Origin of the sequence: Fredinandcohnia quinoae, from assembly GCF_022427965.1 — a bacterium.
Taxonomy (GTDB): Bacteria; Bacillota; Bacilli; order Bacillales; family Bacillaceae_L; genus Ferdinandcohnia; species Ferdinandcohnia quinoae.
Window position 1 is genome coordinate 246,766 of sequence record NZ_JAKTTI010000002.1, and the last position, 25,091, is coordinate 271,856.

The 25,091-nt window shown below is 35.8% G+C and carries 24 protein-coding genes; 4 read left to right on the forward strand and 20 right to left on the reverse strand.

Going from position 1 to position 25,091, the window contains the following annotated elements; translation table 11 throughout:
• Nucleotides 1–11: 11 nt before the first annotated feature.
• The 3 genes from pflA to MJG50_RS03055 all read right to left on the reverse strand — a co-directional run bounded on the left by pflA (nt 12) and on the right by MJG50_RS03055 (nt 4,738).
• The gene (gene pflA / locus MJG50_RS03045; protein WP_240252564.1) at nt 12–743 is read right to left on the reverse strand and encodes a pyruvate formate-lyase-activating protein; all 732 of its coding nucleotides are present in this window, start codon (nt 741–743) and stop codon (nt 12–14) included.
• 28 nt (nt 744–771) lie between these two features.
• Nucleotides 772–3,000, reverse strand: a complete 2,229-nt coding sequence (pflB, locus tag MJG50_RS03050; protein ID WP_240252565.1) for a formate C-acetyltransferase — start codon at nt 2,998–3,000, stop codon at nt 772–774.
• A 583-nt stretch (nt 3,001–3,583) separates the two neighbouring features.
• Entirely contained in the window at nt 3,584–4,738 is a 1,155-nt protein-coding gene (locus tag MJG50_RS03055) for an MFS transporter (protein ID WP_240252675.1), read from the reverse strand.
• A 283-nt stretch (nt 4,739–5,021) separates the two neighbouring features.
• Between MJG50_RS03055 and MJG50_RS03060 the strand changes: the two genes are divergently transcribed.
• Entirely contained in the window at nt 5,022–5,396 is a 375-nt protein-coding gene (locus tag MJG50_RS03060; protein ID WP_240252567.1) for a hypothetical protein, read from the forward strand.
• 111 nt (nt 5,397–5,507) lie between these two features.
• Nucleotides 5,508–6,464, forward strand: coding sequence for a D-2-hydroxyacid dehydrogenase (locus MJG50_RS03065; RefSeq protein ID WP_240252568.1), 957 nt, complete (start codon nt 5,508–5,510; stop codon nt 6,462–6,464).
• Between the two features lie 47 nt (nt 6,465–6,511).
• On the opposite strand, the gene MJG50_RS03070 is transcribed toward MJG50_RS03065, so the two are convergent.
• The 7 genes from MJG50_RS03070 to MJG50_RS03100 all read right to left on the reverse strand — a co-directional run bounded on the left by MJG50_RS03070 (nt 6,512) and on the right by MJG50_RS03100 (nt 12,024).
• Entirely contained in the window at nt 6,512–6,742 is a 231-nt protein-coding gene (locus tag MJG50_RS03070; protein WP_240252569.1) for an excisionase family DNA-binding protein, read from the reverse strand.
• Nucleotides 6,743–6,929: 187 nt separating this feature from the next.
• Nucleotides 6,930–8,507 carry a M2 family metallopeptidase gene (locus tag MJG50_RS03075; RefSeq protein ID WP_240252570.1) on the reverse strand — a complete coding sequence of 526 codons (1,578 nt, stop codon included), beginning with the start codon at nt 8,505–8,507 and terminating at the stop codon, nt 6,930–6,932.
• A gap of 156 nt (nt 8,508–8,663) precedes the next feature.
• Nucleotides 8,664–9,050, reverse strand: a complete 387-nt coding sequence (locus tag MJG50_RS03080) for a DUF2500 domain-containing protein (protein WP_240252571.1) — start codon at nt 9,048–9,050, stop codon at nt 8,664–8,666.
• Between the two features lie 96 nt (nt 9,051–9,146).
• Nucleotides 9,147–9,887 (reverse strand): hypothetical protein, encoded by a 741-nt coding sequence (locus tag MJG50_RS03085; RefSeq protein WP_240252572.1) that lies wholly within the window; start codon nt 9,885–9,887, stop codon nt 9,147–9,149.
• Nucleotides 9,887–10,531: a hypothetical protein gene (locus tag MJG50_RS03090; RefSeq protein WP_240252573.1), complete on the reverse strand. Its 645-nt coding sequence runs from the start codon at nt 10,529–10,531 to the stop codon at nt 9,887–9,889. Before MJG50_RS03090 ends, MJG50_RS03085 begins: the two co-directional genes overlap by 1 nt.
• 188 nt (nt 10,532–10,719) lie before the next feature.
• Complete coding sequence (locus tag MJG50_RS03095; RefSeq protein ID WP_240252575.1) at nt 10,720–11,442, reverse strand: DsbA family oxidoreductase; 723 nt, start codon at nt 11,440–11,442, stop codon at nt 10,720–10,722.
• A 111-nt stretch (nt 11,443–11,553) separates the two neighbouring features.
• A complete protein-coding gene (locus tag MJG50_RS03100) occupies nt 11,554–12,024 on the reverse strand; it encodes an NUDIX hydrolase (protein ID WP_240252577.1) in 471 nt (156 codons plus the stop codon).
• A gap of 183 nt (nt 12,025–12,207) precedes the next feature.
• On the opposite strand from MJG50_RS03100, the gene MJG50_RS03105 reads away from it, so the two are divergent.
• A complete protein-coding gene (locus tag MJG50_RS03105; RefSeq protein ID WP_240252579.1) occupies nt 12,208–12,432 on the forward strand; it encodes a hypothetical protein in 225 nt (74 codons plus the stop codon).
• A gap of 434 nt (nt 12,433–12,866) precedes the next feature.
• Here the strand turns inward: MJG50_RS03105 and qoxD are convergent, their stop codons facing one another.
• The 4 genes from qoxD to qoxA all read right to left on the reverse strand — a co-directional run bounded on the left by qoxD (nt 12,867) and on the right by qoxA (nt 16,709).
• Complete coding sequence (qoxD, locus tag MJG50_RS03110) at nt 12,867–13,148, reverse strand: cytochrome aa3 quinol oxidase subunit IV (protein WP_240252581.1); 282 nt, start codon at nt 13,146–13,148, stop codon at nt 12,867–12,869.
• A gap of 2 nt (nt 13,149–13,150) precedes the next feature.
• Nucleotides 13,151–13,747 (reverse strand): cytochrome (ubi)quinol oxidase subunit III, encoded by a 597-nt coding sequence (locus MJG50_RS03115; RefSeq protein WP_240252582.1) that lies wholly within the window; start codon nt 13,745–13,747, stop codon nt 13,151–13,153.
• The gene (gene qoxB, locus MJG50_RS03120; protein WP_240252583.1) at nt 13,744–15,693 is read right to left on the reverse strand and encodes a cytochrome aa3 quinol oxidase subunit I; all 1,950 of its coding nucleotides are present in this window, start codon (nt 15,691–15,693) and stop codon (nt 13,744–13,746) included. Before qoxB ends, MJG50_RS03115 begins: the two co-directional genes overlap by 4 nt.
• Nucleotides 15,694–15,773: 80 nt before the next feature.
• A complete protein-coding gene (qoxA, locus tag MJG50_RS03125; RefSeq protein ID WP_240252584.1) occupies nt 15,774–16,709 on the reverse strand; it encodes a cytochrome aa3 quinol oxidase subunit II in 936 nt (311 codons plus the stop codon).
• 385 nt (nt 16,710–17,094) lie between these two features.
• Between qoxA and MJG50_RS03130 the strand changes: the two genes are divergently transcribed.
• Nucleotides 17,095–17,973, forward strand: a complete 879-nt coding sequence (locus MJG50_RS03130; RefSeq protein ID WP_240252585.1) for a VanW family protein — start codon at nt 17,095–17,097, stop codon at nt 17,971–17,973.
• A 51-nt stretch (nt 17,974–18,024) separates the two neighbouring features.
• Here MJG50_RS03130 and MJG50_RS03135 read toward each other — a convergent pair whose 3' ends face one another.
• The 6 genes from MJG50_RS03135 to MJG50_RS03160 all read right to left on the reverse strand — a co-directional run bounded on the left by MJG50_RS03135 (nt 18,025) and on the right by MJG50_RS03160 (nt 24,991).
• On the reverse strand, nt 18,025–19,374 hold the full coding sequence (locus MJG50_RS03135) for a GH1 family beta-glucosidase (protein WP_240252587.1): 1,350 nt from the start codon (nt 19,372–19,374) through the stop codon (nt 18,025–18,027).
• A 54-nt stretch (nt 19,375–19,428) separates the two neighbouring features.
• A complete protein-coding gene (locus MJG50_RS03140) occupies nt 19,429–20,463 on the reverse strand; it encodes a LacI family DNA-binding transcriptional regulator (RefSeq protein WP_240252588.1) in 1,035 nt (344 codons plus the stop codon).
• Between the two features lie 102 nt (nt 20,464–20,565).
• Nucleotides 20,566–21,408: a carbohydrate ABC transporter permease gene (locus MJG50_RS03145; protein ID WP_240252590.1), complete on the reverse strand. Its 843-nt coding sequence runs from the start codon at nt 21,406–21,408 to the stop codon at nt 20,566–20,568.
• A complete protein-coding gene (locus MJG50_RS03150; RefSeq protein WP_240252677.1) occupies nt 21,401–22,369 on the reverse strand; it encodes a carbohydrate ABC transporter permease in 969 nt (322 codons plus the stop codon). The genes MJG50_RS03145 and MJG50_RS03150 overlap by 8 nt, the downstream gene beginning before the upstream one ends.
• Nucleotides 22,370–22,444: 75 nt before the next feature.
• The gene (locus MJG50_RS03155; protein WP_240252592.1) at nt 22,445–23,740 is read right to left on the reverse strand and encodes an ABC transporter substrate-binding protein; all 1,296 of its coding nucleotides are present in this window, start codon (nt 23,738–23,740) and stop codon (nt 22,445–22,447) included.
• Between the two features lie 363 nt (nt 23,741–24,103).
• Entirely contained in the window at nt 24,104–24,991 is an 888-nt protein-coding gene (locus MJG50_RS03160; protein WP_240252599.1) for an ROK family protein, read from the reverse strand.
• Nucleotides 24,992–25,091 lie beyond the last annotated feature (100 nt).

Genomic DNA, 25,091 nt, shown 5'->3' on the forward strand with positions numbered 1-25,091 from the left:
ATTCCACACCCTCATTTCATCCCGATTAATATTTGTTCTGCATTTTTCACACGTTCTTCTGTTGGTGGCTCTACTCCCTCAAGCTTATACTCGAGTCCGAGGTTTTTCCATTTATAGATTCCAAGCTTATGATAAGGAAGGATTTCAATCTTTTCTACATTTTCTAACGTCTTTATGAATGCTGATAGCTTCATTAAGTCCTCATCATTATCACTTATGGTTGGCACAAGGACATGTCTAATCCAGACTGGAACCTTTTTATCTGACAAATACTTAGCAAAATCAAGGATATGCTCATTCCCCATACCAGTTAGATACTTATGCTTAACCGTATCGATTTCCTTTAAATCTAATAAAATAAGGTCAGTCACGGTTAGTAATTCTTTTAATCCTTCTAGAAAGTGAGGAGAACGATTAAAGCATCCACCAGAACTATCAATCGTTGTGTGAATCCCAAGCTTTTTACATTCTTTAAAAAGCTCAATTAGGAACTCGACCTGTAATAAGGGCTCGCCCCCACTTACAGTCACACCGCCATTCGATGCTTGGAAAAAAGGAAGATATGTTTTAATATCCTTCATAATATCTGTAACACTCATTTCCTTCCCTGCTTTGAGTTTCCAAGTATCTGGATTATGACAAAACTGGCATCTGAGCAAGCACCCTTGTGTAAAAATAACATAGCGTAGACCCGGCCCATCAAGTGTTCCACACGTTTCAATTGAATGTATTCGTCCGTTCATGCTAGTCGTCCTCCTTGCATTTCATTTCCTACATGCTTTCATGGAATGTACGATTGATGACATCGATTTGTTGCTCTCTTGTTAGCTTAATGAAGTTAACCGCATATCCAGATACTCGGATCGTTAGCTGTGGATAAAGTTCCGGGTGATCCATCGCATCTAATAATGTCTTACGATCAAATACATTCACATTTAAATGATGCCCTTTCTTAATGACATAACCATCAAGTAAGCCTGCAAGATTACTAATTCTTGTTTCCTCTTCTCTACCTAGAGCTTTTGGTACGATTGAGAATGTATTTGAGATTCCGTCTAATGCATATTCATATGGCAATTTCGCTACTGAACTTAAAGAAGCTAATGTACCATTTGTATCACGTCCATGAAGTGGGTTTGCCCCAGGTGCGAACGGTTCTCCTGCTTTACGCCCATCAGGTGTGTTCCCTGTTTTCTTTCCATAGACCACATTAGAAGTAATCGTTAAGATAGACTGAGTGTGAACAGAATTGCGATATGTTTTGTGCTTTTTAATTTTATTCATAAACTCTTTCACAAGCTCTACCGCAATGTCATCCACTCGATCATCATTATTACCGTATTTAGGGAAATCCCCTTCAATCTCATAATCTATAACAATTCCATTTTCATCACGAATTGTTTTTACTTTCGCGTATTTAATCGCGCTAAGTGAATCTGCAACAACTGATAAACCTGCTATACCGCAAGCCATTGTACGTAAAATTTCACGATCATGTAATGCCATTTCTAGGCGCTCATAACTGTATTTATCATGCATATAGTGAATGATATTTAATGTATTTACATAAAGCCCAGCTAACCATTCAAGCATCTTATCATATTTTTGAACAACCTCTTCATATTCTAGATACTCGGTAGAAATTGGTGAATAAGTTGGTCCAACCTGGATTTTTAATTTCTCATCGACACCACCGTTTATCGCATATAGGAGTGCCTTCGCTAAATTTGCCCTTGCTCCAAAAAATTGCATTTGCTTGCCAATTGTCATCGCAGATACGCAGCATGCAATACCATAATCATCTCCATATGTTTCACGCATAATATCATCATTTTCATATTGAATAGAGCTTGTTTTTATAGACATTTTGGCACAATACTTTTTAAAATTATCCGGTAAATGAACAGACCATAATACAGTTAAGTTTGGTTCAGGTGCTGGGCCAAGATTATCTAGAGAATGAAGGAAACGATAGCTGTTCTTTGTTACAAGTGGACGTCCATCCGATGCCACACCTGCCAGTGATTCAGTCACCCATGTTGGATCTCCGCTAAATAGTTCATTATAATCAGGTGTTCTTGCAAACTTAACTAGTCGTAACTTCATAATGAAGTGGTCAACAATTTCCTGTGCTTCTCTTTCTGTTAACTGTTCATTTTGCAAGTCCCTTTCAATATAAATATCTAAGAATGTAGATACACGACCAAGACTCATCGCAGCGCCATTTTGTTCCTTTATCGCAGCAAGGTATGCAAAATATAGCCATTGAAATGCTTCCTTTGCATTGGTTGCAGGCTCAGAAATATCATGACCATATGTTAATGCCATTTGTTTAAGCTCATCTAGTGCACGAATTTGCTCAGATATTTCTTCACGGTCACGAATGATCTCCTCAGACATCATGCCATTACCTAGGTGATTAAGATCTCTTTGCTTTTCTTTTATTAAGCGATCGACTCCGTAGAGTGCAACCCTTCGGTAATCCCCAATAATTCTACCCCGGCCATATGCATCAGGTAACCCAGTGATGATCCCCGCTTTTCTAGCAAGCTTCATTTCTGGAGTGTATGCATCAAATACCCCTTGATTATGGGTTTTACGATATTCTGTAAAGATTTTTTCCACTTCTTGATCAACCTCAAAGCCATAAGATGTTGCTGCATCCATTGCCATTCGAATTCCACCAAATGGTTGCAAAGACCGTTTGAATGGTCGATCTGTTTGAAAACCGACTATCTGTTCTTTTACTTTATCTAAGTAACCTGGAGCGTGAGAAGTAATCGTTGATACAACTTTTGTGTCCATATCAAGGACTCCCCCATTTTCACGCTCTTTCGTTGTCAATTCCATTACTTGGTCCCATAGCTTCTCAGTATTTTCTGTAGGGCCTTCTAAAAATTCATCATTTCCTATATAAGTTTCAACGTTCTGCAAAATGAAGTCTCTTACATCTATCTCCTTTTGCCACTTTCCCGCTGTAAAACCATTCCATGCTTTCATTTTTATGACCTCCATTACAATGGTTTAAATAGTTATCTTTAGTTTGCTCAATAGTGAGCATTCTTTATGTTTTTATCATACAACTAATCAAGGTAATCAGTATGTGATTTATTTCACATTCATAGAAAGTTTGATTTTTGGTAACAAGTTTTTCGAAGAAGATTCATGGAATATATGTTGCAATTTATAATAAGTCGGAGAATTAGCCGGTGAGTTTGAAAATAATCGTTCTATTCTATTCGCTGTGGAATGCGCTAGTATCTGTTTTCGCTATGTATGGAACATAGCGTTAGGCTATCAAGCAAATTTTTTTGCTATCATGCATGTATTTTTGCTTTCGTACATATCCCTTCGTTATCGTGCATATCTCTCGGATATCGAGCATATACCTTTGCTTTCGTGCATATTTTTTTGCTAACGAGCATATCTCTCCGCTATCGTGCATATCAGTAAAAATTGCTGGATGAAAATCTCAAAAATGGATCCTAATTTATTATTTCCCGGTCACTCATAGATTTTACCTATTAGTCTACTTGAATTTTGATCTAAAAGCATAGAAAACTCACCAATCGGTGAGTTTTCATTAAGATGATAACGTCTGCTGTTTAATTATCTTTCGTTTTCGTCCTTCCAGCATAGTTACGATGATAACAATAAGTAAGAACATACTCGAGATTTGAAATAACCTTGCTGTTTCCATAAATTGTGCAAGTACTCCAAATACAAGACCACCCAACCCAATTCCAAGATCAATCGCAGAGTAGAACATTCCATTTGCGACACCACGACGATTTGCGGGTGTTAGTGATAAAGTCCAAGATTGAAGCGTCGGCAGTAACGATCCAAATCCTATTCCGAATAGCATACCTGCAACCGCAATGAATAAATTTGAATGTGCATATGAAAGTACCCACATTCCGATGAACGTCAGTGATGTGCAAAGAAGAACGATACCCCTTGGTCCCTTTTGGTCAAACCACTTTCCGGCAATTGGCCTAGATACAGTAGCCATAATTGCATTGAACAAATAAAATAGAAAGATTTTATCTATTCCACGTTCTTCTCCAAAAATAACAATAAATGTGGCTATCGATCCATATCCAAATGTAGCAATTATTGTAACAAATGCTGGATACCAACTTGTTTTTTCAATTAATGATCCGAAATAGGAAAATTTCAATTCTTCTTTTCTTGTATTTTTCACAGATTCCGGTGTTCGATAACGGACGATTGATAAAAGAACAATTGCAATAATCCCAAGTATAACTGAAATAATAATGAGGTTTGTAAAGGAAGTGACCTGGTACAAAAAGATTCCTAGACTTGGTGCAATAATCATACCGATTGTTACTGACAGTCCAAAATAACCCATTCCTTCACCTAGTCGTGAATTCGGAACGATATCAACAGCTGCCGTCCCATTCACAGTTGTTGACCAACCCCATGCTAAGCCGTGTATTAACCGAAACATTAAGAAGACGAAGACAATTTGTGAAAGTGGGTAAATCATCGTAATAATTAATAGTGCAACAGCACCGATGAGTACAAGTGACTTTCTAGCCTTGTATTCTAGCATATACCCAATAAATGGCCTGCTAAGTACTGCCCCAATCGAAAACAGTGTCGTAACTAAGCCTATTTCTAATCCTGTTGCTCCAATTGATTTTATGTACGGTGGTAATGTAGGGATTAGCATTTGAAAAGACATAAAGACAAATAAATTACCGAACATTAACATAATGAAGGATTTACTCCATAATGGCTCTTTTACTAACTGACTCAAGGTATTCCCTCCTTATCCTGCACTAAGTCATAAAATCTCCTATTTAATTTCGTTACACTAAATATTAGCACATTAATGGTATTAGACATATCGAAAAATCGAACTTTTCAAAAAGACAAATTCATTCAAGCTATTATCTAGATTACAATTATTACCACTCTATTACAATTGTATTAATTTCCTGGTAATCCGAAACTAGACTATCACTTTATTCGTCATATATAGAGAGGTGATTATGGTGGCTAATAAAACAATTGGATTCGTATTTTGCATCATCATACTATTCGTTCTCTATAATACGTTTCGAGTTGGATTTTACCCTGATTCCCCAATCACTGCAATCAATAAAAATGATATCCTTGAAAAACTCCAATCATCTTCTAAAAATATTACCTTTCTAACATCTGATAATGATTACCTCTATTACATCACTGAATTCGACAAAGGAAATGGTATGGAAAGGATAATTGAGTTGATGGAGAACAATGGATATACATATCAAACTCAAGAAGGTGCAGGACTTTTTTTCATAAAAGATGATAATCAGATAATTATTTCTACTGAGATGTGGACAAAAAAATACATGATTTTTAAAATCCCTTCATCTTTTTAGATGTACTATAGGATCGTTCCTTGATGATTTTGTGATAGTTAAGATATGATTAATTTAATGCTTTCATTCTAGAGATTTTTTGAAAAAATAGTCATAGAACGGAGAATAATCATGTCAAAGCTTATAATCACTCAAAATCTTGAAGATACATATGTGAAAATGGTAAAAGAAGTGATTCCAGATTGGGAAATTATTGTAGGGAGAGATCCTTCAATTTGGGAAAGCCATTTAAAAGAAGCAGAAATCATAGTCGGGTGGAAAAAGGAGATACAGGAATATTGTCTTCAAAGCGGTTCCAAGCTTCATTGGCTTCAAACGTGGAGTGCGGGAGTAAATAGCTTGCCATTAAGAGAATTAGATGCACAGAATATCAAACTTACTAGTGCAAATGGAGTTCACGCATATCCAATTTCAGAAACTATTTTCGCTTTAATGCTGGGCCTAACTCGTAAAATCCATACATATGTTAACAACCAGAATCAGAAAAAATGGCATCATTCAGACCTTAAGCTTGAAATTCATGAAAAGACTGTCGGGATCATTGGTGTTGGAGCAATTGGCAAGGAAACTGCGAAGCTTGCAAAAGCATTTGGGATGACTGTCCTTGGTGTTCGTCATTCTGGGAAACCTGAAGAATTTGTTGATGAGATGTACACACCCGACCAGCTTCATAAAATACTTCCCGCTTGTGATTACGTCATTGTGACATTACCACTTACGAAAGAAACCCATCACATGTTTAACAAGAAAGAATTCAATCTCATGAAGCCAACTTCATTCTTTATCAATATTGGCAGGGGTGAAATTGTGAATGAGGAAGATTTAATTAACGCACTACTCACAGAACAAATTGCTGGGGCTGGTCTCGATGTATTTGAAAAGGAACCCCTTTCTAAGGAAAGCCCTCTTTGGGATTTCGAAAATGTAATTATTACACCACATACATCTGGTTCGACCGAACATTATACAAAAAGAGTTATCGAGGATATATTTATCCCGAATCTTAAGGGTTATATAGCTGGAGATGGACCAACCGTTAATGTTGTAAATTACAAAAAAGGTTATTAACTATAAACGCATAGAGGATGACAACTCTATGCGTTTGTATTTTCAATTTAATCTTCATCCTTCACATCAATATCTTCTGGAATTGGCTCACTAAGCCATTCTTCATATAACTTTTTATACTTCTCAACTTGTTCCAAATGTGTAGCGAATTGCTCCTTATTAATTAGATACTCCTTGCCGTCGAATAAAGCTCGTATTCGTTTTTGTTGGATTAACATTTTAATTTGTGACTCAGGAACTGATAAAAATTCTGCTGTTTCTTTTATTGTTAAATACATAATGAACGTCCTTTTTTTTCAATTTTTAAAGTTCTTCATTTTAAATATAATCTGAATAGGTGGTGCATACTTTTTCGAATGGATCATATTTCTTCTACATATTACACACTTTCTATCAACTTTTGCAAACAGAGGCAACCTCTTACAATAAAAAAATGAGAGAAAAAAGCTCCTCTCATTTTTTTGATTATTTATCCGTCACAAATTGATCAACAAAATGCTGTGGATTTAATTTTTCGCCAGTCGCTCTTTCAATTTTTTCATTCCAAGGATAAAGAGCACCTGGTTTAAAATATTCATTAATTAAATATTCCCCAACCTTAGCTGTAAAAGTGTCAGATGAGATATTCTTGTCAATATATGATTGAAGCTGTGATGTTGTTAATTCACCTAATAAATAGTTTTGGTAATACACCGGTACTAATGTAAAATGAATTTTCGCTGCCCAATGTGGGTAATCTTGATTCTCTGGTGGATTGACAAACTGAATATCCTTGACGATTTTCCACCATAAACGATTTAAATCTTGATCTGGATTTTCATATATTTCACGTTCAAAGAATGAGAATGTCATAATCCAACGACATGCAATTAGCATTTGGCGACGTAAAGACTTTTCAATTAATGGTGTTAATTCTTCTACTTGTTCTTTATCCAACCCTAAAAATTGGTGAAGCCATACTGGATTTTTACTATAGCGGCCATATAACATCGCGATCGCTTCGGTTGTTAATGTATGTGCACAAGTTCGCAGTAGGAATGGAAGCTCCTGATCCACATACTTAAAATAAACAGCATGACCAAATTCATGCAGCATCGTCGTTGACCAATAATCTGACGATACATTATTACAAAGTACTCGTACATCACCTAAACGATCGATTTCAGTACAAAATGCATGCTGATTTTTCTTATCACGTGGATACAAATCACTTTTCTCAATCATATCTATGATATCCATACCCATGTTTTCGAATGTTTCAATCGTTAAATCCTCAAGATTCTTCCCTTCATAAAAAGGATCTAAATCCAAATCCTTCATTGGCGGCACTTCTTGGAAAAATGGGTCTGCATAATGCCAAGGGCGCAGTTCATCTATCGTAATTCCAAATCGTTCTGCTAACTCTTCGTCCAGCTCCAGCTTTAACTCGCGGAATGGTTCTTCAGATATTTCCTTTAACTTGGTGAAAATGCTGAATACCTCATTACGGTCCAGCTCTTGTAGTTCAAAGCTCATTTGGTGGAAGTTTTCATATCCTAGTGAACGAGCTGTTTCATTTCGCTTTTTAACTAATTTCAATAGTTTTTCTTCCACTTCTTTCCCAATCAGCTTACTTGCATGCCAAGCATTCTCACGTTCTTCTAGGTTATTACTCTTAATTAATATTTCACGAACATCATTTTCTGAAACAGGTTTACCGTCTATCGTTGCACGATATGTATTAAAGACGCCAATTAGCTCTGTTGATAGTTCAACCATTTCTTTCAAATCTTTTTCTGGAATCTGATTTTCTATCATTTTCAAATATAATATTTCTAATTGACGTTTCTGTTCTGGATTTACATCTTTGCTAAGATATGTCTTTACTTGTTGAAAACGTTCTGGATCCGAGAAATACAGATTATATGCTGTTTCGGCTTCAGCATTTTTCTTATTCCATTCATCCTCCCCAGTGGTTGCAGCCATCCAAGAGCTTTCTGAACCCGTAATATGCAAATCTCTAATTGCTTTATTTTGCTCTTCTAAAAATTGTTCAACCGTCATGTTGTAATCCTCCTCTTATTTTGGCTAACCTGATACATACCCATAAATTTAACCACGCTTCTGTCTCATCCCTGAAGGTTTGCTATTCAGCTAGGTTCCTTTATCTTAATCAATATATTCGATGTTAATCGACATAATTCCTTTTTTGCTAGATTGTTAGAGTGAAGGTTCATAATTTCTTTCAAATCCTAAGTATCTCGTTCCTTGGAATGTTAATTTTCCAGAATCCCCCTCTGCCAATTGTCCATATTCACTTCCAGAAATCTTAAATTCCGTACGATCACCACTATCAAATTCAAATGTAACATAGTAGATTGTCGTACTGCTATGGTGGTGGTGATTATCATGATGATTCGTGCGGCGTCTAACATCAGACCGTTTTGTTTTAACTACCGCAGGAACAGTTAATCTAGGGGACTCCTCATTCTTTTTCCACTGACCAACCCCTTTTATAGCATTCACAATTATTGATCCAATAACTATGACAAAAATAATTCCGATAAAAATCGGTGCAAACGTAAACATTGCATCACCTGGGAACATGGAAACACCCCTTTTTTATTTTGTTAGTCCTTGTCTATAATATTACTATTCATTTTGTATTAAAAATAGCTTCTCTTAGTGTAGGAATCTTGCCTTTTACGGAAGTTCAAGTCCTTCTTCAGATAAAATTGAAACATGTTCAAAAATTCCCCCTGTTGAAAAGCTAATGCCGTTAACAGATCTTTCTGGAAAGTATTCTTTATTAGAATGACCATAGGGATTCCAGCCAAAATAGAAGTCCTTATTCTGGAAAAAGTCTCCCGTTAAAAAAAAGTTGTTGCTGGATACCTTCTCTAATGAGTCTATAATTGAACTCCAATCTTTTGGCAATTGCATCGTTCCATATGTATCACCCTCAAAAGTGATCTTCTTTTCCATTTGAATTCTAGGTTGATAATTATGAACTCCTAATGTAATGTGGTAACTTCTGTCTTGAATCAAATAAAATTTGAAATAATTCATTTTATCATCAGGATGAATATTCCATACTAAATGATAGGTTGATGGGTTGCTCTTATTAATCATCCAAATACGGGGTTCCCCGACTGAATTTATTGAAATTGGCTCCCAGCGTCGCTTTTTCCATTCCCAAAAGCTTGTACCATATAGATCATCGTTTGAAATAAAAGGGACAAATATATGCTTTTCGTCAATGATTACCGTGTCTTGAATTTTACTTACGTTTGCTTCTGGATATAGTTGATTCATTTCACTCACCAAATTTCGATCACTAGGAAATTCACTTGGATTGGAAAAATAATAGACATAGATAATGATAGAAAGAATTATTAATGAACTAGCTCCAGTAAAAATGAGTATTTGCTTTTTCCACTTCATTATTTGCCACCTCCAAAGAATGAGGCATCGGACCGAAAATAAATTTGCTTTTTAGCCGTTGAAATCAAAATTCCCTTTCCATCTTCTTCAAGAAAAATGAGAGTTTTTAGACCACTCCCCCATTTTGCCTCTGTTCCAATAAGCTGATATGGAAATCGTTCCTTCCTTTTTGTAGGGTCCTCGCTCATATATGTCTTTCTATACCATACATCACTGAAAATTTCAGTTTCTTTCATCGTTGGTATTTGCTCTAATAGGCTCTTTTTGTTTAATGTAATGTTCGTTGCTGAAGGATGTATATGTATAACAGTTGCATCATTTTCAATTTTTGAAAGATATGTTGTTGGTTTATCAACTGGGTATAAAAGATGATGTAATGGGATTGAGACCAATGTTGAGATCAGGAAAATAAAATTCCCTAGGAAGCCTAGCCACGCGTATGTACGGTATTTTTCCCATCGCCCTTCCCTTCTTTTGAGGATCATCATTAATATCCAAACACCGAGTGGCAAGATGGCAATTTTGATCATCTCATCAAACACTGTCCAATTAAATGAGAAGGAAAAAAGTCCGACCCAAATAACGATGATGGTCTTCCATATCTTTGGCTTATTCGTTTGCTTTTTATAAATTCGAAACGCCAAAAGGCCAATTACTAGCCATGCTAAAAGTCCCGTTATTATAATAGGTAAATTAAGTTGAATTTCAAATTCACTCCTTTTGTAAGGTTACAATTACATATATTCTCAATTCCTAATGGAAATCCCTTCCTGACAGCAAAAAAAGAAGTGCAAAACCCAATATAGGTTTCACACTTCTTTATGTCTTTAATTTATTTTTCAGGTATTATACAGCTATCATCTGTACAAACAGCTGCCGAGTTATCACCGGAAAGGTCTTTTAGTTTTGGTGCTGGGTTCTCCTCTTGCCACACTTGCTGAAGGGCACCTAAAAATGTTTCCGTAGGCTGTGCACCTGAGATGGAGTATTTTTGATTAATTACGAAGAATGGAACACCGGTAACGCCAATTTGTTGAGCTAGTGCTTCATCAATACGTACATCATTTGAGAATTTTGTTTTATCCTCTAAAACACTTTTAACCTCTTCTGTATCTAAACCAACAGAATCTGTAATTTCGATTAAAGTATCTTGGTCACTTAGGTTTTTTGATTCTGTGAAATACGAATACAGTAGCTTCTCAGTTAGTTCTTTTTCTTTACCATGTGACTTCGCAAGTTTCGCTAAGCGATGAGCATCAAATGTATTCGTTGGCTTCATATCGTCAAAATTGAAGGTTAAGCCAACGCTTGCTGCCTGTTGCCCAATCCCAGCATTTGCTCGTTTTGCTTCTTCCAAGCTTATACCATACTTTGCTGCAATAGCTTCATGTATATTTTTACCTGAAAAAACTTGCGAATTTGGATCAAGTTCGAAGCTTTTAAATTCCACCTCAACTTGATCACGATTTGGGAATTGTTCAAGCGCAAGCTCTAAGCGACGCTTTCCTATATAACAAAATGGACAAACAAAATCTGACCATACTTCTATTTTCATGTTAACACCTCATTACAAGATTTTCTTCATCTTATCATAATGATTTTTATTATGCTCATACAACGACTTGATATTACAGTGGCCAGATTATGGAATGAATAATGACTTATATTAATTTTGCGTAATAATAAGGTGTTTAGGACTTGTTGGAATGTCCTTCATTGATGTTTTTAAGAATTCAGGATATAATCCAATTTTTTCAAGCTCATTTATTGGAAACCATTCATATATGAGCCTATCTCCTTCAAGTCCAAAAAATGACTCATTCCTATAGAATGGGTTATTATCTTCTGATGAGATACGGTAATAAAGACCTATTTCGTGAAAAGGAATATGATTATATTCAAAAAAATTCTCGGTAATCCAGAGTAGATCATGAACGATTACAGATTGTCCAAGTTCCTCTTTAATCTCTCTTTTCAGAGCTGTTTTAGAATCCTCCATAACCTGAACTCTTCCCCCGGGAAGCGCCCAATGTTCACCTTTTACTTGTTTATGCAAAAGAACATGTCCATTCTCAATCCAAACTCCTACTACTCTGTAATTGAATATCATATTTTCCATCTTAAAAACAGCATCCATTCCTTCATCCCCTTATTTTTAAGTACTTGTATATTCTGCTACAAGTCTTGCTTCAAATCCAGATATTATTTCAAGCGAATTTATAATAACCTATTTGTCAATAAACATTTTTGAATAATTTTTGAAAAATTATTGACGAATTTGTGAACAAAGTGAATAATATATGTAAAGGGGATGAATGAAATGGAATCAAAACTAAAAATGATTAATGCTGTGAAATATGTTGGCGCAACGGTACTTATTATCGGGATAGTTATTTTTTCACTTGGCTTTTTTGATAGCGGTTCCAGTACGTTGACTCCAATAGGAATCGGAACAATTGTTGGAGCAGTTTTCATCTTTTTAATGGGGATGTTCTTAGTTGCAACAGAAGAAATGACTGAGAAATCTCAAAAGAATCTTATCTAAATATATGGAACGTACATTTTGGTTAGGAAGTTAAGTTCAGATAGTATTTAAGCTTCGCTCTTATTGGTTGGTGGAGCAAGTCAAGCACCCAATCTATTAAATAGGCGGAAAATTTCCGCTTAATTCGTAATTATCATTAAAAAACACATAAATAGACGGAGAAATTCCGCTTATTGCTTTAAAAAATGCAAAAATAGGACATTTTTCTTTGTATAGGAGGAAAATTTTCCGCTATTTACCCTATAACGAGCTACATTAAGCGTTTAACAGGAAAAAATCCGCTTATTTTTCTTTTGCTAGTTACTCAATTAATGACAGGTCATCTATTTAAATAAAAAACGCAGAGGATGCTTGAACCTCTGCGTTTTTCTGTAAAATTTTATCCGAAAATATGTGATTGTGAATTCAGTTTCTCTAACTCAGAACCAAACTTCTTACATATCCCAGAGGAATAGAAGTAATGTTCCAAATACTGTAACAATGGCGATTACCATCATGAAGTACACATTCGCATAGATTGCACCTTTATCATCTGTTTCTCCTGCATGCATGAACACTACTAATTGCAATGCCGCTTGGATGAATGCAGTAATAATTAAAACCGTTATCCCTGCGGTAAATGACATATCCATAAAGTACACAACCAACGCAACCGCAGTTAAAATCAACGAAGACACAAAACCCATTATCTGTTTACGTGGAAATAATTCCTTCATGCTTACATCATTCCTTTCAAATAGATGAAGCTGAAGATGAAGATCCAGACTACATCTAAGAAATGCCAGTACAGAGAAAAGATGAATGATTTATTCGCTGTTTCTGGAGTTAAGCCATTCTTTTTCACTTGGATTAGGATAAAAGTTCCCCAAACCAATCCAAAGGTTACGTGTAATCCGTGTGTCCCTAATGTTGTTAATAGAATTGCAGTAAATGCACTTGTTTGAAGACCTGCTCCAATATGAACATATTCAACGAATTCATAGATTTCCACACCTAAGAATATTAAACCAAGAGCAAGCGTGATTCCGAAGAAAGTCATCATCGCTTTCTTCTTTCCTAAGCGCATCGCATGAATTCCAAGTCCAATTACAAAACTACTTGTTAAAAGGACAAATGTTTCAATAAGTACTGGTGTAATATTGAAAATCTCTGCGCCAGATGGTCCACTACCAGTTCGATGCTCTAACGTAAAATAAGACGTGAACAATGTTGCAAAAAGCATGATTTCTGCACCTAGGAAAATCCAGAAGCCAAAAATATTAAATTGATTTTGACTTGTACTATATTCAAGAGGCTGAGAGTTATCTATTTTCATAGCTTAGCACCCCCTAATTTCTCTTCAGTTTCCTTAATTTCTTCTACTGATATATAACGTCCATGGTCTTTTTCAAATGAACGATACGCCATACATGCAAAAATACCGATCGTTGCAATAATTAGAAGTGGCCAAATCGCGAATACAAATGAAAAGCCCCAAACAAAGAAAATACTACTCATTATAAATGGTAAACCACTATTATTTGGCATATGAATTTTTTCTATTTTTCCAGGGAATAAGTTATGACCTTTTTTCTTATAATCCCAGAATGGTTGATCTGAATTTACATGCGGTGTGATCGCAAAGTTATATTCAGGAGTTGGCAAATGAGTTGACCATTCTAGTGAACGTGCATCCCATGGATCGCTACCAATGTTTCTTGGTGAGTAGCGGATACTATAGTAAACATTATACGCAATCAACGCAAAACTAATTGCCATTAACCCAGCACCGATAAAGGAAATCATATTCATCATTCCATAACCAGTCGCCTCAGAATATGTGTACATACGACGTGCTTGACCATCTAAACCTGTTAGATACATCGGGAAGAATGCTAACACAAATCCAATAGATAGGAACCAGAATGCCCATTTTCCAATTCTTTCGTTAAGCATGAAACCAAACATTTTTGGCCAGTAATACGTAAGTCCAGCAAGCATTGCAAATACAACACCAGGAATAATTGTATTGTGGAAGTGGGCAACTAAGAACATCGTATTATGATATTGATAGTCAGCTGCTGACATCGCAAGCATTACCCCTGTCATCCCACCAATTGTGAACAACGGAATAAAACCTACTGAATACAGCATTGGAACTGTAAAGCGGATTTTCCCTTTCCACATCGTGAATAACCAGTTGAAAATTTTAACTCCTGTCGGTACAGCGATTGCCATCGTTGTAATCGAGAAGAAGCTGTTTGCTAATGCTCCTTGGCCCATTGTGAAGAAGTGGTGAGCCCAAACGAGACATGATAAGAATGAGATGATTACCATTGAAGCAACCATTGATTTATAACCATATAGGTTACGGCTTGAGAATGTTGAAATAATCTCACTATATAATCCGAACGCAGGTAATATTAATATATATACTTCCGGATGTCCCCAAACCCAGAATAGGTTTGCCCAGAGCATATCCATACCGCCATTACTTGTTGTAAAGAAGTTCGTTCCAAATAGTCGGTCCATTGTTCCCATTGCAAGTGCTACTGTTAATACTGGGAAGACAGCAGTAATAATCGCATTAGCAACTAACGCAGACCAAGTAAACATCGGCATTTTCATTAGCGTCATGCCAGGTGCTCTCATTTTGAAAATCGTCGTTAGCATGTTGATACCCGTCATTAACGAACCGAGACCGGATATTTGTAAAGCTAACATATAATAGTTCGTTCCTACAGATTTACTAAATTCTGTACCCGCTAGTGGGAAATATGATGTCCAACCAGCATCAGGTGAGCCACCAATTACGAAAGAAATGTTAAATAACATTGCTCCCATAAAGAATAACCAGAAACTAATTGCATTCAATCGTGGGAAAGCAACATCACGAGCACCAATTTGTAAAGGTACAAGGAGGTTCATGAAAGAAAAGATAAATGGCATCGCCATAAACATTATCATTACAACCCCGTGTGTTGTGAATACCTCATTATAATGCTGTGAATCTAATAATGTATTATCCGGTACAGCTAGCTGAGCACGCATCATGATAGCGTCCACACCGCCTCGGAATAACATAAGCAATGCTGATATTAAATACATAATACCGATACGTTTATGGTCAACAGTTGTTAGCCATTCACGCCATAAATAACCCCATTTTTTAAAATAGGTTAATCCAGCGATAATTGCGATTACAGTAAGACCAATCGCAACCATAGATGCATATATCGCAGGACTTGCATGAGGAATGGCAAAACGATCAAAGAAATCCATCCTTATTAACTCCTTTCGGGAAATGTATTTCACTTTTTATCAAAACAATTGATTCATTCAAAGTCTTAATCCAAATATTTTTAATGGTCACTATGATCCATATTCATTTCACTATGGTCCATTGAAGACTCTGATTCTGATGAATGCTCATCATGTTCTTCATTTGATTTGTTAGATTTTTTATTATGTTCGCTGTGATCACCCGGTGGTGGCATAAACTCTAAATGTGTTCCTGTAAAAGTCATGCGACCAAGATGCCCTGGTTTTAATAATTCTTCAAACTTTTCCTCTGTTAAAGGTTTTTCACGCTCTTTAACTTCATTTACCCAATCATCAAAATCAGCTTGAGTCATTGCTTTAACATCGAACATATTTTCAGCAAATCCTTTACCACTGAAGTTTGCGTTACGTCCCATATATTCACCTACTTCATCAGCAGCAAGGTGTAAAGTTGTGATCATATCAGACATGGCATATTTTTGCCCACCAAGCTGAGGAATCCAAAAACTCGTAATCGGTCCGTATGAATAAAGTCTAAATTCAAGTGGTCGATCTGTTGGAATGTTCAAGTAGTTAACTGTTTCAATTCCTTCTTCAGGATAACTAAAATGCCATTTCCAATCAGAGGATGACGCATATATAACCAATGGTTCATTATCATAGCCTTTTGGTGCAGATTCAACAATATAGTTACTTTGAACCGAAACAAAAGAAAAGTAAGCAACAATTAGTATTGGGATACCAACACAAATAGCTTCAACCCAGGTATTACCTTCAATATGTGGTGGCTCATAATCATTACCCATTTTTGAAGCACGATATTTAATTAAAATAAAGATTAAAATTGCAAATACAATTATACCTACTACAGACATGATTCCAATAGAAAGCAATATATCACGCGCTTGTCGAGCTGCTTGTGGTCCTTTTGGATCTAGGACCATTAATGGCTCACATCCTGATAGCACTGTAGCAATCATAATGACCATTGCTATAATAGACCATTTTATTTTCATGGTTTACCCCTTTCTGTGGTGACTATCAACCACTCCAACTTTTTATGTGACAATTTTGTGTATTTCTTCACAAAGTTGTCGAAAATTTTTTCTTGAATTATGAACGATTGATAAACCCTTAATGTTGTTCACATTTTAATTACTTTAACACTGTGTAAATGATGATAACACGCTTCTTAGTGAAAAAATGTTACAAATCACGTAAGGAAAAAAGTTCCACATGTGATTTTTGTCATTGACACCACAAAAAACCTTTGTTATCAAGGTTTATAGCGTTTTTTATAATATTGAACACTTTGTTACAAATTAAATTAAAGAGAATAAAAAATTATTTTTATATAATTTATTGAAGTATCTAATACTATGTTTAAGGTGGTGATATCTGATGAAATCTGTACTACTTACTTTTCTTCTTCTTTCCGTATCACAACTTCAGCCTCAAGAAAATCTTGTCATTACATATGAGGGACAGCCTATTGCAACTGCAGACCGAGAGAGTTATTCTTCACCTCTTACAGGTGTACCGATTATTAACAAAAAAAAATATACACAGTTTATTGACTATCTTGATGAACAAATATATAAAGATCCAGTCAATGCAAAAATTGGAAATTCAGGTGGAATCATTCAAGAACAGGTTGGCATAAAATTAAATCGAAATAAATTTATGCAAATCTTTTATACATATCTTTTTAGCAAAGGCGATTTAACAATTGAAGTACCGGTTCAATACATTTATCCAAAGGTAGACAGTGAGCTTTTATCCTCCATTCGAACAACGAAAATCGGACAATATGTAACATATTTTAATTCGAATAATGAAGCACGTTCGACGAACATCTCTCTATCAACTTCAGCAATAAATAACTATGTCATTCTTCCAAATGAAACATTTTCCTTTAATAAGGTTGTTGGAAAGCGAACAACTGCAAAAGGGTATTTAGCTGCTCCCGAAATTGTGAAAGGAGAATTAATCGAGGGGATTGGTGGTGGAATTTGCCAAGTTTCATCAACATTGTTTAATGCAGTCGATAGAGCCGGAGTAGAGATAATAAAGCGATATTCACATAGTAAACGCGTACCTTATGTTCCTCCAGGCCGTGATGCTACTGTAAGCTGGTACGGTCCAGATTTTACATTTAAAAATTCGTACAATCAACCAATCTTAATACGTGCAAAAACAATTGGCGGAAGCTTGATCATCTCCGTTTATTCCTCTGAGGATATTAATTATAAGCCTAGGAAGATATCAATTAATAATTGAGACAATATTGAAAATCCCCTTATGGATACGATCCATAAAGGGATTTTAAGTTTAATAAAACATTTCAAACCAACCGTTATTAATTGTTTGTTTATACCAGTAATAGCTATCCTTCTTTGTTCTTTCTAATGTATTGAAATTTATATGAATTAACCCAAAACGCTTGTCATAACCTTCCGCCCATTCGAAATTATCTAATAACGACCAAGTTAAATATCCTTTAATATTCACGCCCGCATCGATGCTGCGTTTTAAAGAAGTAAGATGCATCTTCAGATAGTCAATTCTCCTTTGATCCTTTACTTGTCCATCTTTGACATCATCATCATAACAAGCACCATTTTCTGTAATATAGATTGGGATATCGCCATATTGATCTTTTATTTTAGTTAATACTTTATAGAAGCCTTCCGAATACACATTCCAACCTATATCAGTCTTTTCATAACCAATATCAATTTTCTCTAGGTCAAAAAGGTCTTCACCTTGCTTGAATCTACCTACACTTCCTGTATAGTAATTAATTCCGACAAAATCAATTGGTTGACTGATTGTCTCCAGATCACCAGCCTCAATTTTTAATGAAACACCCTTCTCCTCAAACCAATTAACCATAAATTCAGGATAACTTCCTTTAAATACTGGGTCAAAGAACCATTCAATAAACCAACCTGTCCCCCGATTACACGCATCAATATCTTCCTGTCTATTACTAAATGGTTCATTCCATTCAGTATTAGGTGCATAACCTATTTCTCCTTCTATGCCCAATTCCCTAAAACGAGTTACAGCTTTTCCATGGGCAAGCAATAAATGGTGTGAAATAGTTGTTGCGAGTTGAAGATCTTGATTACCAGGTGCATGAACACCAATATAATTTGATAAAAATGATACACACCACGGTTCATTAATGGTAATCCACATTTTTATCTTTCCATTAAATTCTTTGAACATCAACTCAGCATAATCCGCAAATGCTTCAACTGTTTCTCGATTATCCCATCCACCTTTATCTTGAAGAGCTTGCGGCAGATCCCAATGATATAAAGTACACATCGGCTCAATGCCATTTTCTAATAATGCATCCACAAAACGATGATAGAAATCCAGCCCTTTTTTGTTCACCTCACCAGTACCTGTTGGAAATATCCGTGGCCAAGATACCGAAAATCGGTACATTTCGATACCTAACTCTTTCATGAGTTGAATATCCTCTTCATAGCGATGATAACTATCACAAGCTACATCGCCATTATCACCATTTATCACTTTTCCTGGTGTTTTCGAAAATGTATCCCAAATTGATAATCCTCTTCCATCTTCAAATGCTGCTCCTTCTATTTGGTAAGCAGCGGTTGCTGCTCCCCATTTCATATCCTTTGAAAATTGAATGATTGACATCTTCACCCTCCTCGTTGTTGTTATCTTTTCATCTTCACTATAGTATTTAGCTCTTTATTCGATATTTTCATTATCGGATAGGCTGCCACAGGACTCTCTAATCATTAATTCTGAATCTATAAAAACTGGTTTTAATGCAGATTGACCATTGATTAGATCGTTCAACATATATGCAGCTAGTTTTCCTAAACGCTCCTTATCTTGTTTTACAGTTGTTAGCTTTGGATCGCTATAGCGGCAAGCATCAATATCGTCACATCCGATCAGACGAATATCTTCAGGAACTTTAAGTCCAGCTTCCTTAATAGCCCTTAATGCACCGAAAGCCATCATATCAGATGCTGCATATATCGCCTGAGGATATGACTTTGCTTTGAGTATTTGCTTCATTGCCCTATAGCCACTTTCCTCATGAAAATCACCATATTGAATCCACTCTTCTTTGACTTCTAGTCCTAATTGATTCATTGATTGTAAGAATCCTTTTTCACGTAAAATAGCAATCGCAGAATCGCGTTTTCCACCAATATAGCCGATCCTTTTAATCGAGTGGAGATAGAGATGCTGAATGACCTTACCAGATAAACTAATATTATCCGTCATCACATAGCTTGAACGTGGTCCATTCAATTCAATATCAATCCCCATACATGGGAAATCAGTTTCAGCTAGTTCATATATTGCATCCTCAATTTCTTCTCCCGCAATGATTAAACATCCATCAACATGAAAATGTTTGCATCTAGCTAAATAACTACCATTATCTTGAGTAAAATGCTCATTTGAAAACATTAATATATCGTATCCTAAAAGGCCAATGTTCTTTTTAAAAGAAGTTACTACTTCATTAAAAAAGGGATGAGTAAATTCAACATTTACTCTACCTGCATAAATCAAGCCAATTAGGTTTGACTTTTTGGTTGCCAACGATTTAGCAGAAAAGGTCGGCTGGTATCCCGTTTGGGAAATAATGTCTAACACTTTCTTTTTTGTTTCAACGCTAATACCACCATAGTTATTCATTATTTTGGATACAGTCGCTGGAGAAACTCCTGCCATTTGTGCAATATCTTTTATTGTTAAGTTCATTTTTATCCCTTCTAATGCCTTCATAGTAGTTTTCTACTTATTAGATTACTAACAAACACATTTTGAAGCAATTTAATTTAGCGGTAATTTGAGAAATTCCACTTATTTTACAGATCCTTCTGTAATACTTGAAATAAACAATCGGTTAAAGAATAAGAAAATGATAATAAGTGGTACAGTTGCCCAGAACACGCCTGATAAAATCATTCCAAAATCTACATTATACGTATTGCTTAGAGATGCCAAAGCAACTTGAATTGTATAATTTTCTGGATCTCTCAGGATTGTGAATTGCCATAAAAATTCTCCCCACACCGCAGTAAATACAATAATACCTAATGTTGCAAATGCAGGCAGAATAATCGGCAATACGATGCTACGATATATCTTAAAATTAGAGCATCCATCTAATTTTGCTGCTTCAATCAGTTCATCTGGCACAGATTCACTAACATATTGCCTCATTAAGAATATCCCTAAAGGATTTAAAAAGAATAAAATCATAACCCCTGGCAAAGTATCTAAAAATCCAGATTTTGCGATTAAAAAATACTGTGGGATTAACCCAAGCTGTGGTGGAATGACCATCGTTAATAAAATGGCAACAAATAGAGCATTTTTTCCTGGAAATTTAAACTTTGCAAAAGCAAAACCTGCTAATGAACTAATCATCAACACAACAATAGTAACAATCGAACAGAGAACAAAGGAATTCCACATTGCTCCCCAAAAATCGATTGCATCTAAAACCTTTTTGAAATTATCCACCAACAATTTCCCGGGTGTAATGACTGGAGGAATTGCACTGTATGATGAACTAGGTCTTGTTGCCATGATAAACATCCAGTAAAAAGGAAATAAAGAGAGAAGTGAAGCAATAGATAAAAATGAGTAAATAAAGACTTTACCAATAGAAATTCCTTTTTTTGATGTTTGCTTACCCATTACTTACTCCTTTCTTCTTCCTACCATATCCAGATGTAAGAAGTGTATTAATCGTTGCAAAGATTACAATGATAAATAATAGTATTACTGCTGTTGCTGATGCTGTACCAAATGACTGTAATCTAAACGCGTCTCGATATAAATACATGACTACCGTCATCGCCTCATCCCTTGTAAATGCTGTTGTTCCCAAGAAAACAGTCGGCTCAGAGAATAATTGCAGTGCGCCAACAGTCGAAAAGAATACAGTAAGTGTTATAAATGGCTTTAATAACGGTATTGTAATATATAGAAGTTGTTGAAATTTATTAGCACCATCAATCGTAGCTGCCTCGTATAAATCATTAGAGATACTTTGAATTCCCGCTAGATAAATGATGGTATTATATCCAACCCATCTCCAAAATACCATAACAGAGATTGCAAATTTTGTTCCCCATTCGGAAGCCCCCCAATTCACAGGATCTAACCCAAATAAACTTAAGGTATAGTTTGCTAGAGAGGATTCGTGATTGCTAAATAACACACTAAATATGAGCGCAACAGCAACCATAGATGTTATATATGGCATGAAGATCGTAACTCTGAAGAAATTTCTAAACCGGAGAAACGATAGATTTAATAAAAATGCTAATATAATTCCAATAACTAGTTGTGGTGCCGTCCCCATTAGACCAATAATGATCGTATTATAAACAGATTTCCAAAAAAGTGGGTCGGTAAGAACTACTTTAAAATTATCTAACCCAACAAACATCATTGAACTTAGTCCATTCCATTTTTGAAAGGCTAAATATAGACTAAATAACGCCGGATATAAACCAATTATGGCAAATATGATGAAGAAGGGTGCTATATACAAATACCCTGAAATCATATTCTTTTTTTCCTCAGACCTATACTTCTTCCCTTTTACCTTCTTCCTTTTTACCTTCTTGTCTGTTTCATATACAGGATCCATCTTCTCTCCTCGTTCCACTTTAAAAGTAGGATATGGTGACGAGTAGTCACCATATCCAGCCATAAAATTGTTAGATTAGCGTTTCACTAAATCTTGGGCGCGTTTTACCGCATCATCCCATTCTTTTTCTGGATCAGAGCCGTTCTGTACATTTCTTAATGCATTTAACACTTCCGAATATACAGGGAAGTATTTTTCACCCTTAAAGATTGAACCTTTAATATCTTGTGCTGCTTCAGCAAATACAGTTGATGTGATTTGACCACCAAAGAACTCATCTTCATTTGTTTTAAACTCATCCATATCATATACTGCTGGAGCAGATGGGAATAATCCCTTGCTTTGGAATGATTTTAATTGATTTTCTGGGTTGACTAGCCATTCAACAAAATCATATGCAGCTTGTGCATGCTCTGTTTCATTCGGTATTGAAATATATGAGCCTCCCCAGTTCGCTGCAAAGTCAGTAGGTAAATTAGCAACTCTCCACTTTCCTACTGCCTCTGGTGCATTTGATTCCATCCAACCTTTTAGCCATCCAGCTCCTAAAGCCGCTGCAAACTCACCTTTATTAACAGCATTGACCCATTCAGGCTCCCACATTGTAAAGTTACCAACGATTCCCATTTCGTCAATCTCATTTGCAAAGTCATAAGCTTTTTTAACTGGGCTATTTGCTTCATCAAAAATCAATTCACCATCTGGATTCAAAAATGTTTCTTCCGATGCATCTAAGTACGCTCGGAAAGCCATTTCAATACTATCAATAAATGGTTTACCCGTTTTCTCTTTTACTTGTAATCCAGCTGCTTTAAATGCATCGACTGAATTAATTAATGCTTCTACTTCATCTGGATCAGTTGGCAATCCAGCTGCTTCAAACACATCTGCTCGATAATACAATGCTTTTGGCCCAATATCTGTTGGCAATCCGAATAAGAAATCACCATCTAGATTTGCTCCAACATCCCATTTCCAAGCTAAATACTGATCTTGAACATCTTTTGCACCTAAATCATACAAATTACTAAAACGGTCTTGTGCCACTTTAAAACGGTCTAATTGATCAAGCTCCAACATCGCAATATCAGGTGCACCGCTGCCAGCTGATAATGCAGTGAATAATGCATCATGATGCTCCGCTGTTTCGGAAGTTTTTACCTTAACTACAACATTTGGATTTTCCTTCGTATATTCCTTCGCCAAATCCTCATAGTTAGTCGCACCAAAAGTCCAAAAGTTTAATGTAATTTTTTCATCTTTTCCATCTTTACCGCCGTCACCGTCCGTCGATTTTCCATTACAGGCAGCTAATGCTACAACAAGGACAAGTGTTAGTCCAAGAACAAGCCACTTTTTAATATTTTTCAAATGTTTCTCCCCCTTTGTTAGTTACAAATTTTCATAGAAATGTTCCGACTTAAAGGTTTTAATATTGAATTTGTCCACCTCCTACTTAGGAAACCGATTTCCTTAAAAGTTAAAAAAATATGAAAAATACCACATGGAAACCGTTTTCAATCACATTATAAACCCACTTTTCAGAAAAATCAATATTATTTTACGAAAGCGATTTCTATCAAAATTCATAACGATTCCACATTAACTGACAGTAAAAATCCCCACTTCCAAACTAAAGTGGGGGATATCTACCAGTAAAAGCTCGAGATTGAACACAGTCTAAGAGCTTGACGTCCTGTCCGTCAACCCCCCACTGTTTGAAGTTTCACTTTATCAAACTAGCATCGCTGCCCCTATTACTCCAGCATTTCCTCCTAATGAGGCTGGTGCAATTTTTATCGTTTCGGCTAACGCTGGATATAAATATTCCTTAACCTTTTCTCGAAGAGGAGAAAGGATAAACTCTTTCGATTCCATAACACCACCACCCATTACAAAAATTGCTGGATTCACGATATGGGCTATGTTGGCTATTCCCATTGCCAAATAGTCTACAGTATCATCAATAATATGTTTCGCTTGTGTTTGACCTTCAGCTGCAAGTCTGAATACTTCCTTTGCTCCACCTTTTATACCGTATTGCTCAGTTGCTCTTCTTGCAATTGAAGTTCCACTGGCTAAGCCTTCAAATGACCCCTTATTTAAGTTATTATGCTTATAACCATTTGGATCTAAAATCATATTGCCAATTTCAGCTGCGTAACCCTGTGCTCCATTGAAGAGTTGCTTATTAATCACAAATCCTCCCCCAATGCCAGTACTAACTGTTAAATAATATACAGAGTCATAGCCTACACCACTTCCAACATTAGCTTCGGCAAGTGCAGCTACACTTGCATCATTATTCAAAATAACAGTTGTCCCAAAACGTTCTTTTAAAATTTTCACAATTGGCACATGATCCCAGTCTGGCAAATTGGGAGGGCTTAAAATAACCCCTGTCTTGTTATCCAAAGGACCTGGTGCGCCAATTCCAATACCTTCAATCTCCTTACCATCACATATTTGATTAATCATTTCAGACATTTTATTAATCGTATGCTTATACCCTTTACTGGCTTCAGTTGCAGCTTGAAGAAGATCTAGTATCGCTCCTTCTTTATTAATAAGGGCCACTCTTACATTTGTCCCTCCAAGGTCTATTCCAACCCTCATACTCATATTAAAACTCCTTCCATACTTTCATATGATTAAATTGCCAACAGACATATAAAGTGTTTACACGATAATTGTTGCATTCTCTTTATAATAATGAAAGACA